Source organism: Microbacterium sp. (assembly GCF_003248605.1).
Taxonomy (GTDB): domain Bacteria; phylum Actinomycetota; class Actinomycetes; order Actinomycetales; family Microbacteriaceae; genus Microbacterium.
In genome coordinates, this window is the sequence record NZ_QFPF01000088.1 from 1 (window position 1) to 10,691 (window position 10,691).

Below are 10,691 nucleotides of genomic sequence, written 5' to 3' on the forward strand. Positions count from 1 at the left end.
TGATGGTCGCGTCCAACTCTTCCTGCATCACCGGTGAGACGATGCGGGCGAGGATGTCGTTGCCCGCGCCGGCTGCGGAGGGCACGATCCACTCGATCGTGGTTCCCGCGTCGGGCCATGCCTCTGAAGAGGGTTCGGCGCTCGGCGACGCTTCGGCGGTGCTCGAGCAGGCGGCGAGGGATGCCGCGGCGAGGGCGGCGAGGGCGGCGAGTGTCAGTCGACGGTAACTGTTCACTTTGTGGTCTCCTTCTCAGTGGGGATTGTGTTGCGGGTGGGACGCGGGCGCCGCGGACTGCGGCGCCCTACGAGGGTGGCGAGGAGGGGGCGGAAGACGCCCAGGAGAAGCGCAACGACACAGACGACGAGTAGTCCGATCGCGATGGGGCTGCTGGTGAAGATGCCCCAGTCGCCACGCGAGAGCGCGAGGGAGCGTTGGAAGTTCTCCTCCAGCATCGGCCCCAAGATGATCGCGAGTACCAGTGGTGTCAGCGGAACGCGTAGCAGGTGGAACACGTAGCCGATGACGCCGGCGGTGACCATGACGTAGATCTCGAATGTGTTGCCGCCGATCGAGAAAGTTCCTAGGAACATGAAGGCGAGGATCGCTGCCATCAGGTAGGCGAAGGGCAGCCGAAGCACGGCGACCCAGACGCGCACCAGCGGCACGTTGAGGATCAGGAGGATGACGTTTCCGACCAGAAAGCTCGCGATGATCGCCCAGGCGACTTCGGGGTTGTCTCGGAACAGCAGCGGGCCCGGGATTAGCCCGTTGATGGTGAACGCCCCAGCCATGATGGCGACCGTCGCGGAAGTGGGGATGCCCAGAGTGAACAGGGGAATCATGGACGAGACGGCCAGCGCGTTGTTCGCGGTCTCGGGACCGGCGACGCCCTCGATCGCTCCCCGCCCGAACTGGGCTCGGTGATGCTTTGAGAACCTCTTTTCGGCGGCGTAGGACGCCAGCGAGGTGGCCGCTCCGGGAGAACCGGGAAGCAACCCCATGAAGAATCCGATCACCGAACCTCGGGCGAACGGTCCCCACGAACGGCGGTAATCCTCACGGGTGGGGAAGAGGCGGCCAACCGACAACGGCTTCGGGATGCCGCGGGGCCCCCGCTGCGCCTGGGCGAGGATTTCGCTAAGACCGAAGGCGCCCATGACGATGGCGACGAGCGAGATCCCGTCGAACAGCTCCGGCAGATCGAAACCGAACCGCACGATGCCCACGCCGGAGTCGATTCCCACGGTGGCGATGGCAAGGCCGAGGCCGGCGCTGACGAGCGCCTTTGCGGGGTTCTTGCCCGCGAAGCTCGTGATGAGCGAGAGCCCGAGGAAGGCGACGAGGAACAGCTCGGGTGCGCCGAACTCGAGCGCAATACGGGCGAAGGGTGCCACCGCGACGAAGCCCAGCACGCCGACCAGGCCGCCGAGGAACGATCCAATGGCGGCGATCACCAGCGCGGGTCCGGCTCGGCCCTGCTTGGCCAGTTCGTAGCCGTCTAGCGTGGTCGCCACCGACGATGCCTCGCCCGGGATGCGCAAGAGCACGGCGGTGATCGTCCCCCCGAACGCCGCGCCGTAGAGGATCGCTGCGAGCATGATGATCGCTGTCGTCGGCGACAGGGTGAAGGTCACCGGGATGAGGAGGGAGACGGCGGCGGCGGGGCCGAAGCCCGGAAGCACCCCGACGAGCATTCCGAGTACGCACCCCATGAGCGCGAAGAGGAGGTTCTCAGGCGTGAGGACCGTCAGGAGGCCCTGGAAGAGCGCATCGAAGCCCATGATCAAAACCCGACCATTCGGAGCAGCTCGAAACCCGCGTGCGGCAGCGCAGTGCCGAGAAGGGTCTCAAAGACGAATCGACTTGCGATGGCCGCCCCAAGCCCTACGATCAGGGCGATCCACCATCGCCGCTCACTCACAAGCGTCATGACGGCGAACAGCATCAGCGTCATCGTCGCGAGGTAGCCGAGCCAGGGGAGCACCACGGCGGCGAGGAGGAGAGCGAGCACGACGATCGCCACCCGCCGCACACCCGTCTTGTCGGGGAGGTCGTTGTCATCGTCCTCCTCATCGATGCCGTCGACCACGAGCACTCCGATGGCGGTGTCGGTCGGCGGATCGACACGGTCGAAGCTGTCGCTCGGCTCGCCCCTGCCGGGGCTGTCGGCGCCCGCGTGGCGTCGGCGCCTCTCGCCGAGAATCTGCAGGGCCCACATCAAGGAACCGAGTGCAACCGCACCGCCGGCGACGAGCGGGAAGAACCCGGCGCCCACGCCGGTCGTGTTCGTCAGGCCGTACCCGAGACCGGCGATGGCGATCGCACCGCCACCGAGCATCCCCAGCGTGACGACGCTCCACTCCAGGTATGTCCTGGCGTTCCCTCCGGGGACCGCTGCCACATCAGACGTCATCGTCTACCGCCTCTCTGCGGATCTGCGAGCTCTTGCACACGTGCGCAAGTTCAATTGCGCGCTTGCACAGGATTGCAGGATAGGACACACTTGTCAACGCAATCGCCTGACGCCTCAAAGGAGAGCGCATGAGTTTTCGAGCTGTGGCAACGCGCCATACCGCCGCACTGAGTGCCAACGAGCAAAAAGTGATGACGGTCCTTCTCAGCGCCGCGACATCCGATACGACCGCGGCGGACGTCGCCGCACAAGCGGGGACGCACGAATCGACCGTGGTACGCCTGGCGAAGAAGTTGGGATACCGGGGCTACCCCGATCTTCGGCGCGACCTTCGCGCGGATGAGTCGGATGCGTTCCGTCCGGGCGCACCGATGCGCACAGAGTCGGGGGCTGATCTCGCAGCATTCGTCGCAGACGAACGGGCCGGTCTCGCGCGGCTTGCGGAGTACGTACATCAGGGCGAGCTGGAAGAGGCCGCCCGAACGCTCTCCAGGGCGAGTGTCGTCTACGTCTTCGCGAACGCGGACTCTAGCGCTCTGCAAGAACTCCTGGCCCGCAGGTTCCGGCGACTCGGCATGGTGGTGGTGAGTCTGTCCCCACAGGCGAAGGATCTTGCGGAACGCTTTGTCCCCTTCGACTCCTCCAGCGTGCTTGTCGGATTCGCCCTCCGCGAGACTCCGCGGATGCTGCCGCCGCTGCTGGGCGAGGCCCGGCGCCGCGGTGGCCGGTCGCTGCTCATTACGGACGTCCCCGGAGCCCATCTCCGGCCGGCCCCCGACCAGACGATCGCCGCGATCCGCACTGCGGACAGCGAGTACCGCACCATCTTGGTGCCGATGGCCATCTGCTACGCCCTGCAGCTGGCGATCTACCACCTCGACGCGGAGCGCTACCGCGCGGTACGCGAAGACGTCGATGGGCTCACACGCATGCTGGGTGGGACGGACGAGATTCCGCTGCGGCCGTGAGCGCGCCGCCCTGGAGGGTAGCGCTCAGCCTTCAGGCTGCCCTGTCGCAGGCATCGTGGGTGGGTGTCCGCATCATGATGGGCTACCGAGCGCTCGAGCTGGGCGGTGGCGCGCTTCTGCTCGCCATCGTCGCTGCGTCCTTCGCCGTGCCGACCATCGCCGCGGCTCTGCCGGCCGGTCGGCTCAGCGACAGGGTCGGCGGAAGCGTCATCGCGTTCACGGGTCTCGTGATCGCGTGCATCGGAGCTGCTATCGCGGTCTTCGTGCCGCAGTCGATCCCTCAACTCATCGTCACTACGCTGATCATCGGCTTCGGGCACCTGTTCGTCACGGTGGGGCAGCAGACCTTCGTCGCGCACGCGAGTCGCACGGGGTCCGCTGACAGCGGGTTCGGTACGCTCACCGCCGCCGCATCGCTCGGCCAGTTGATTGGGCCGCCAGCCGTGACCCTCGCGATGACCCTGGCCTCGTCGACGCCGCACCGCATCAGCATCGGCATCTCGGTGTGCCTGGCGTTCACCGCCCTTGCTCTTCCCCTGGTGCTCCTGTTGCGGTCAAGCGACGTAGGGCGAAAATCAGTTCGGCGGAACGGGTCTCGGCGGACACCGCTCGCCGACGTGATGAGAGCCCCGGAGCTGTGGCGTGCGTTGACGGCCAGCGGCGCCGTCCTTGTCACGGTCGACCTGCTGTATACGTTCGTTCCGCTCTGGGCCGTCTCGCGCGACATCACGCCGCTCACGGTCGGGCTGCTTTTGGCCCTGCGCGCCGCCGTCTCCGTTCTTAGTCGTCTCGGCCTCGGCCGGCTCGTCGACAGGTTCGGCCGCCGAACACTTCTCCTCAGCGCGATGGGGATCGGCGCGATCGGGCTCATCGCGCTTCCGTTCGCTGACCAGTGGACCGCGATCCCTGTGATGATCGCGATGGGCATCGGACTGGGCCTCCCTCAGCCTTTGACCATGGCCTGGACCATCGCGATTACACCCGCAGGGGCACATGGTGCCGCTCTGGGTCTGCGTCTTACCGCCAACCGCGCCGCGCAAGTCGCTATCCCCCTCCTGGTCGGACTCATTGCCGCTCCGATCGGGCTTGTCGGAATCTTCTGGGCGAACGCGGCGGTGCTGGCTGGTGGAGTGCTCATCGTCGCCACATCCCATACCAGCGGCACGACCGGCGGTGACGAGGCCCCATGAACGGTCCGCAGCAATCACCGGTGGCATGGGGGACGCCAGCGATGGCACCGCCGACTACGGGTTTCGCCCCGACACTCTCTGCCAACGAGCAAGAAAATCTATATCGGGAGATCGGCCGTGCCCACGTCTTGCCCACACGTCACACAGATTGGCTCTCGGTCTGCTGATCCAACCCGACTCTGAACCCGCGCGATTCAGCGGAATCTGATCGAAATCGACGCCGCAAACAGCTTGAATGAGGGTTCGATTCCCTTAGGTGGCTCCGATTCTCGCCGATGACGTTCTCGTCTTTGCGGTGATCGCGCTCGGCCATCGTCGGGACGTCTACGAACGTCAACGCATGCCCATGAGCCACCCCCAAACCGGCTCCGTGACGCTGATCCGGTCGACCGGTCGCGAGAATCGCGGCGCACGATGTGCGGATGATCCGCGTCGGCCCGCGCCGCTGCCGCGCGCAGGCCCGGCCCCGGCATCCCGCCCCCTCTGTTCTAAATCTGCACAGCCGCCGAGCTTGCACTCGCGCCCGTCCTACTGTCGAGCACGTTCGACAAGCTTGAGGAAAGGACGATGATGTCTGCACCCACGTTCGGTCTCTGGTACGACTTTCGCAACCCGCAGCAGTATGCGCAGCCGATCGGGCCTCTTTATCGGGAGACGCTGGATCAGATCGTATGGGCTGAGCAGCTCGGCTTCGGATCGGTGTGGCTGAGTGAGCACCATTTCGCTCCCGACGACTACGCCTCGTCTCCGCTGATCGTGGCGGCCGCCATCGGGGCGCGCACGACGACGATGCAGATCGCGACGAACATCGTCGTCGCCGCGCTGCACAACCCCATCCGCCTCGCCGAGGACGCCAATGCGCTCTCGCTGCTGACGGACGGCCGCTTCGACCTGGGCGTCGGCCTCGGCTACAACGAACGCGAGTTCACGTCGTTCGGGCGCGTCCGCAATCAGCGCCCCAGCCTGCTCGAAGACGCGATCGCCATCATCCGCACGGCATGGAGCGGCAGCGACGAGGGCTACCAGGGCAAACGCCTCTCGATGCCGCCCGTCAAGGTGACCCCGATGGCGGAGAAGACGCCGCGGATGCCGATCGGCGCCGTCGCGCCGGCGGGTATCGAGCGCGCGGCCCGGCTCGGCGACGGAGTCATCACGCTCTCGAACGCCAGCTTCGACACGTACCTCGATGCGCTCGTCGCCAACGGACGGCCGCTCGAGGACGGCAACATCTACGCCAGCCAGTGGGTCGTGCTGGCCGAGGACCCCGAGAAGGAGTGGAGCCGGATCGGCGAGAACGTGCTCTACCAGGTCAACAAGTACATCGAGTGGGGATCCTTCGAGGGTTCGGGTGTGGCCGATCACTTCGACGCGCCCGACGATCTGCTCGACTTCGGCATCTATCAGCTGTGGGATGCACCGAAGGCGGTCGACGAGCTGGTCTCGCTCGCCCGCCGCTACCCGCAGGTGCGCGACTATCACTTCTGGGCGCAGTTCCCCGGAGAGACGGTCGAGTCCGGGTCGGCGCGCATCCAGTACATCGCCGACAACGTGATCCCGCAGGTCACCAGCCAGCTGACGAGCGAACCCGCTCTGGCCTGACGAGCGACCGGGCCGAGCCGATGCCTCAGCGGATCGGCCCGGTCCGGCTCCTCAGGAGTCGAATCCCATGCCGAGCGCATCGAGGGTCTTCAGCAGCGCGTTGCGGCGGCCCTCGTTGTGATCGGCGCGGTCCATCGACCAGCGCACCAGCTCGACCCCGATCGTGGCGGCGGGTTCGGGTGGAAAGGGGATCGGCTTCTCCCGGACCATGCGCAGCGCGGTGCGCTCGGTGTGCTCACCCGACAGCAGATCGAGCATGACGTCGGCGCCGAAGCGCGACGCGCCGACGCCGAGCCCGGTGAACCCCGTGGCGTACGCGACGCGGCCGCGACGGGCCGTGCCGTAGAACGCGCAGAAGCGTGAGCAGGAGTCGATCGCTCCGGCCCAGCGGTGCGAGAAGCGCAGTCCCTCGAGCTGCGGAAAAGTCGTGAAGAAGTGAGCCGCGAGCGTCTCGAACGATGACGGCCGCTCCTCGTACGCCGCGCGCACCCGGCCGCCCGGGTGGTATACGGCGTCGTATCCGCCGAACAGGATGCGGCCATCCGCCGTGCGCCGGTAGTAGTGGAACTGATTCGCGAGGTCGGCGATGCCCTGACGGCCCTCCCAGCCGACGGACGCCCACTGCGCCGCGCTGAGTGGTTCGGTGACGAGCACGTAGTCGTAGACGGGAACGGTCATGAGACGGTTGCGGCGCAGGAGCGAGGGGAACACGTTCGTGCCGAGCGCGACGCGCTCCGCACGAACAGCGCCGGCGGCAGTGCGCACCAGGAGGCCCGTGCCCGCGTCGGCTTCTGTCAGCCCCGTCACCCGAGAGTGCTCGAAGATCTCGACCCCGAGCTCACCCGCGACCCGCGCGAGCTCGCGGGCGAGCTTGGCGGGGTGCACGAGTGCGGTGTCCCGCCGCTCCCAGGCGCCCGCGAGGTAGGTGGGGGAGTCCACGAGCGCGCGGGTCTGCGCGGCATCCAGGAACCCCGGGTCCTGCGCCACCCAGTCGATCTGGTGCGGTTCGACGGCGACCGACAGTGTGCCCGTGCGCTCGAACTCGGCATCCATCCCGTACCGCGCGATCGTCGCCTCGATCTCGTCGAGATTCTGCCGGCCCAGGCGTTCGAGGTGTGCGGACTCCTCGGGCCAGCGACGGATGCCGTTCTCGGCGCCGTGCGTGAGACTGGCCTCGCAGAAGCCGCCGTTGCGCCCCGACGCCGCCCACCCGACCGTGCGCGCGTCGAGCACCACGACGCGCAGATCGGGGTCGCGCTCCTTCGCGCGGACCGACGTCCACAGACCCGTGTAGCCGGCGCCGACGACGACGAGGTCTGCCGACATGTCACGGGCGAGCCTCGGGTGCTCAGGCTGTGCGATGTCATCGCGCCAGAACACGGCGTGCCGTGTGTCGCTCAGCGCGTTCGAGACGACGGATGCCGTGGGCCGATGGCGCTCGAAGACGGTGCTGTGCATGTCATCGCTCCTCTTCGCTCGGCGGGGCGAGCCTCGAGTGCAGCCACTCCTGCGCGCGCTCGAGGTATGCGCGGGCGAGCGGCAGCGTCGGGCTCGCCGATTCGAATCCGTGGGGCGCGCCGGCGACGTCATCGAGAGTGCAGTCCACGCCCGCCGCGTCGAGCGCGCGGGCATAGGCGATGTCCTCCGCGTTGAACAACTCGGCGGTCCCCGTGCCGATCCAGGTCGGCGGCAGACCCGCGAGGTCGGTGCGGCGGGCGGGCACCGCGTACTGTGGCACGCTCTCGCCGCCCGGTTCGACACCCAGGTAGGCGCGCCAGCCGACCCTGTTGGCGCGGTTGTCCCACACGGGGTGCCGCACCGCGTCGAGGTCTCGGTGCGCGGCCGTACGGTCATCGAGCATGGGGCAGAACAGCCACTGCGCGGCCGGCTGTACACCGCCCTCGTCGACGAGGCGCTGCACCAGCCCCGCGGCGATTCCGCCACCCGCGCTCTGGCCGCCGATCGCGATGCGCTCCGCGTCGATTCCGTATCGGGGCGCTTCTGCGTGCAGCCACTCCCACGCCCGATGGCAGTCCTCCAGCGGCTGCGGGAACGGGTGCTCCGGCGCGAGCCGGTAGTCGATCGAGGCCACCGTGATCCCGAGTTCCTCGACGAGGGCGACGTTCCGGCGGTGATCCTGCGCCGCGGCGCCGATCACCATGCCACCGCCGTGGATCCACATCAGCGCCGCTCCCGTGCTCTCGCCCGCCGGGCAGAAGAGGTGGATCCGCGCGCCCGGACCGAGATCGACCCGCTCGTACGTGACCCGAGCGGTGGAGCGCGGGGTGGGGGCGAGCGACATCAGCCCGCGGATCATTGCGCGCTGCCAGGCGTGGGTGATCGGGATGTTCGGGATGAACCGGTAGACGCGACGCAGATCGGGGTGAAGATCGTCTGCGGACATCCTCCGCGGCGGTTGTGGGTCCACGACTTCATCCTGCACGCATCCGAGACCTGTGTGGCCGGGCTAGGCTGCGGACCACCCACCGTCGCTGGCGAGGATCACGCCGTTGACGTTGACGCCGTCTTCGCTCAGGAGAAACGTGATCGAGGCGGCGAGCGCGTCGGACTCGACAGCATCCGGCATGACCGCCATGCCCGCGCGCACACGCTCGGCGCCCAGCGCCGACGCGAAGCTGGCCTCGATGTTGGTGATGGTCGGGCCGGGGGCCACTGCATTGACCCGAATGCCGGAGGGGCCGTACATGAATGCGCTCGACTTCGTCAGTCCGACGACCGCGTGCTTCGAGGCCGTGTAGGCGACGCCGGCGGCCGAGCCACGGAGCGCGGCTTCGGAGGCGGTGTTCACGATCGAGCCGCCGCCCTGCGCGAGCATCGTGGGGATCACGGCGCGCATGAGCTTCATCGTTCCGGTGACGTTGACGCGGAACACCCGCTCCCATACCGCGTCGGTGACCTCGCCGACCGGGGTCATGTCATCCATGATGCCGGCGATGTTCGCGAGTCCGTCGATCGTGGAGCCCGCGGCAGAAATGATGCCCTCGACGCCGGCATCGTCGGTGATGTCGGCGACGAGCGCGACGATGTCGGAGCCGGGGTGGTCGGCGACGAACTCGTCGAGCCGCTCCTGCGAGACATCCACGGCGATGACGCGCCCGCCTTCGCGAGCGACGCGCGAGGCCGTGGCGCGACCGATGCCCGACCCGGCCCCGGTGATGATGTGGGTCTGTCCGGTGAACCGGCCGGTATCGATGCGTTCCGTCCATTCCCGCAGCGGAACGGCCATGGATGCTGCGCCGCCATCGTGCGGGGAACGTTGCGATTCCTCGGCAAGCGGCGTTGAGCCGGCGGCCGAAGCGGGCACGTCACCGGCGGCAGCACGACGGACGAGGTCGTCCAGCATCTCCTGCGTGAACGATCCCCGGCTCATCTTGACCAGCCGCTTGATCGCCAGTCGTTTCACGGGGCGGAAGACGTCCGGCGACTGGCCCGATTGTGCGAGCAGGTCGCGCAGGATCGCACCGCCTACGGGATCGTCGAGCCAGGTGGCGATGGATGAGTCGCCCGAGAGTGCGGAAGTTGCGGTGCCCATGAGGAGTTCCTTTCTACCGGACAGCCATGTCCGGTTATAGGCTACACCGGTGTCGTCCGCCGCAGAAGATCTCCCCAAGGCCAATCGGGGACGGGCAGCGGGGCCCGCGAACAGGCGTGCGCTGATCGCGGCGGCGCGCGAGGTCTTCGCCGAACACGGGCTCGCGGCCCCGCTCAATGCGGTCGCACGTCGAGCCGGGGTCGGACAAGGGAGCCTCTACCGTCACTTTCCTGATCGCACCGCGCTGGCGGCGGCCGTTTTCGAGGAGAATCTCGACGACCTCGAGCGGTTCGCGGAGCCTGCAGATCGTACCCTCGACGATCTTCTGGATCGGGTCGTGGCGCAGGCGATGGTGTCGACGGCATTTATCGAGTTGACGACGACGCACCGTGACGATACTCGGGTGATGCACCTCGGTGAACGCTACCGGGGGGTGGTCGAGCGTCTGCTGGAGCGTGAGAAGTCCGCGGGTTATGTGGCTTCGCATATCGAACCTGAGGACGTCATGCTCGCGACGGGGATGCTGGCGACCGAGCTTGCGCGGTGCTCTCCGACCCAGCGCACCGACGTCGCCGCAAGAGCGCGTGCGCTCTTTCGTGCCGCATTCGTGCCGCGCTGATGCGCGCCCACGCATGCGTCCTCAGAAGGGTGCGTCGTCGGTGTCGGGGACGAATCCGATGGTGACGGGTGGTGGGGTGTCGACGTAGTGGAGTCCGCCGGGTGAGGTCCATTCGATGACTCCGCCGGGGTGGTGTTTCACCCGCCAGGGCGTCTCACCCTTGAGGGTGTGATGTCGTCGGCAGAGGGCGCAGAGATTCCTGTGATCGGTGGCCCCGCCGAGGGCAAAATCCTCACCGTGGTCGACGTCGCACCGGTGGGTGGGCATGCGACACCCCGGGAATCTGCAGTGCGGATCCCTCACCCTCAAGTGCCTGGTCAAGTCCGCCGAACGTGTGTATCTGTCGAC

The 10,691-nt window shown here is 67.6% G+C and carries 10 protein-coding genes and 1 pseudogene; 4 read left to right on the forward strand and 7 right to left on the reverse strand.

The annotated features are described in order from the left end of the window. The 3 genes and pseudogenes from DI573_RS11335 to DI573_RS11345 all read right to left on the reverse strand — a co-directional run. Positions 1–235 (reverse strand): annotated as a pseudogene (locus tag DI573_RS11335) (hypothetical protein); the annotation flags it as partial. Beyond that, positions 232–1,782: a tripartite tricarboxylate transporter permease gene (locus tag DI573_RS11340; protein ID WP_292814176.1), complete on the reverse strand. Its 1,551-nt coding sequence runs from the start codon at positions 1,780–1,782 to the stop codon at positions 232–234. The pseudogene DI573_RS11335 and the gene DI573_RS11340, both read right to left, overlap by 4 nt. Positions 1,783–1,784: 2 nt before the next feature. Further along, on the reverse strand, positions 1,785–2,414 hold the full coding sequence (locus DI573_RS11345; RefSeq protein ID WP_292814179.1) for a tripartite tricarboxylate transporter TctB family protein: 630 nt from the start codon (positions 2,412–2,414) through the stop codon (positions 1,785–1,787). Positions 2,415–2,542: 128 nt separating this feature from the next. Between DI573_RS11345 and DI573_RS11350 the strand changes: the two genes are divergently transcribed. The 3 genes from DI573_RS11350 to DI573_RS11360 all read left to right on the forward strand — a co-directional run bounded on the left by DI573_RS11350 (position 2,543) and on the right by DI573_RS11360 (position 6,171). Further along, entirely contained in the window at positions 2,543–3,382 is an 840-nt protein-coding gene (locus DI573_RS11350; RefSeq protein WP_292814182.1) for a MurR/RpiR family transcriptional regulator, read from the forward strand. Further along, the gene (locus DI573_RS11355; RefSeq protein WP_292814185.1) at positions 3,379–4,572 is read left to right on the forward strand and encodes an MFS transporter; all 1,194 of its coding nucleotides are present in this window, start codon (positions 3,379–3,381) and stop codon (positions 4,570–4,572) included. Before DI573_RS11350 ends, DI573_RS11355 begins: the two co-directional genes overlap by 4 nt. 567 nt (positions 4,573–5,139) lie before the next feature. Continuing rightward, positions 5,140–6,171, forward strand: a complete 1,032-nt coding sequence (locus DI573_RS11360; protein ID WP_292814188.1) for an LLM class flavin-dependent oxidoreductase — start codon at positions 5,140–5,142, stop codon at positions 6,169–6,171. Between the two features lie 51 nt (positions 6,172–6,222). Here DI573_RS11360 and DI573_RS11365 read toward each other — a convergent pair whose 3' ends face one another. From DI573_RS11365 to DI573_RS11375, 3 genes are all read right to left on the reverse strand, one after another. After that, positions 6,223–7,629 (reverse strand): FAD-dependent oxidoreductase, encoded by a 1,407-nt coding sequence (locus DI573_RS11365; RefSeq protein WP_292814191.1) that lies wholly within the window; start codon positions 7,627–7,629, stop codon positions 6,223–6,225. 1 nt (position 7,630) lies between these two features. Next, on the reverse strand, positions 7,631–8,575 hold the full coding sequence (locus DI573_RS11370; RefSeq protein ID WP_292814194.1) for an alpha/beta hydrolase: 945 nt from the start codon (positions 8,573–8,575) through the stop codon (positions 7,631–7,633). A 63-nt stretch (positions 8,576–8,638) separates the two neighbouring features. Beyond that, on the reverse strand, positions 8,639–9,724 hold the full coding sequence (locus DI573_RS11375; RefSeq protein ID WP_292814197.1) for an SDR family NAD(P)-dependent oxidoreductase: 1,086 nt from the start codon (positions 9,722–9,724) through the stop codon (positions 8,639–8,641). A gap of 49 nt (positions 9,725–9,773) precedes the next feature. Here DI573_RS11375 and DI573_RS11380 point away from each other — a divergent pair, with 49 nt between their 5' ends. After that, complete coding sequence (locus DI573_RS11380) at positions 9,774–10,343, forward strand: helix-turn-helix domain-containing protein (RefSeq protein ID WP_292814199.1); 570 nt, start codon at positions 9,774–9,776, stop codon at positions 10,341–10,343. A 21-nt stretch (positions 10,344–10,364) separates the two neighbouring features. Here the strand turns inward: DI573_RS11380 and DI573_RS11385 are convergent, their stop codons facing one another. Then, positions 10,365–10,610 carry a hypothetical protein gene (locus tag DI573_RS11385; RefSeq protein WP_292814202.1) on the reverse strand — a complete coding sequence of 82 codons (246 nt, stop codon included), beginning with the start codon at positions 10,608–10,610 and terminating at the stop codon, positions 10,365–10,367. Between the last annotated feature and the right edge of the window lie 81 nt (positions 10,611–10,691).

Coding starts and splice junctions, on each gene's coding strand:
- DI573_RS11340 (WP_292814176.1), bottom strand. CDS start 1,782: ATGGGCTTCGATGCGCTCTTCCAGGGCCTCCTGACGGTCCTCACGCCT.
- DI573_RS11345 (WP_292814179.1), bottom strand. CDS start 2,414: ATGACGTCTGATGTGGCAGCGGTCCCCGGAGGGAACGCCAGGACATAC.
- DI573_RS11350 (WP_292814182.1), top strand. CDS start 2,543: ATGAGTTTTCGAGCTGTGGCAACGCGCCATACCGCCGCACTGAGTGCC.
- DI573_RS11360 (WP_292814188.1), top strand. CDS start 5,140: ATGATGTCTGCACCCACGTTCGGTCTCTGGTACGACTTTCGCAACCCG.
- DI573_RS11365 (WP_292814191.1), bottom strand. CDS start 7,629: ATGCACAGCACCGTCTTCGAGCGCCATCGGCCCACGGCATCCGTCGTC.
- DI573_RS11370 (WP_292814194.1), bottom strand. CDS start 8,575: ATGTCCGCAGACGATCTTCACCCCGATCTGCGTCGCGTCTACCGGTTC.
- DI573_RS11375 (WP_292814197.1), bottom strand. CDS start 9,724: ATGGGCACCGCAACTTCCGCACTCTCGGGCGACTCATCCATCGCCACC.
- DI573_RS11385 (WP_292814202.1), bottom strand. CDS start 10,610: ATGCCCACCCACCGGTGCGACGTCGACCACGGTGAGGATTTTGCCCTC.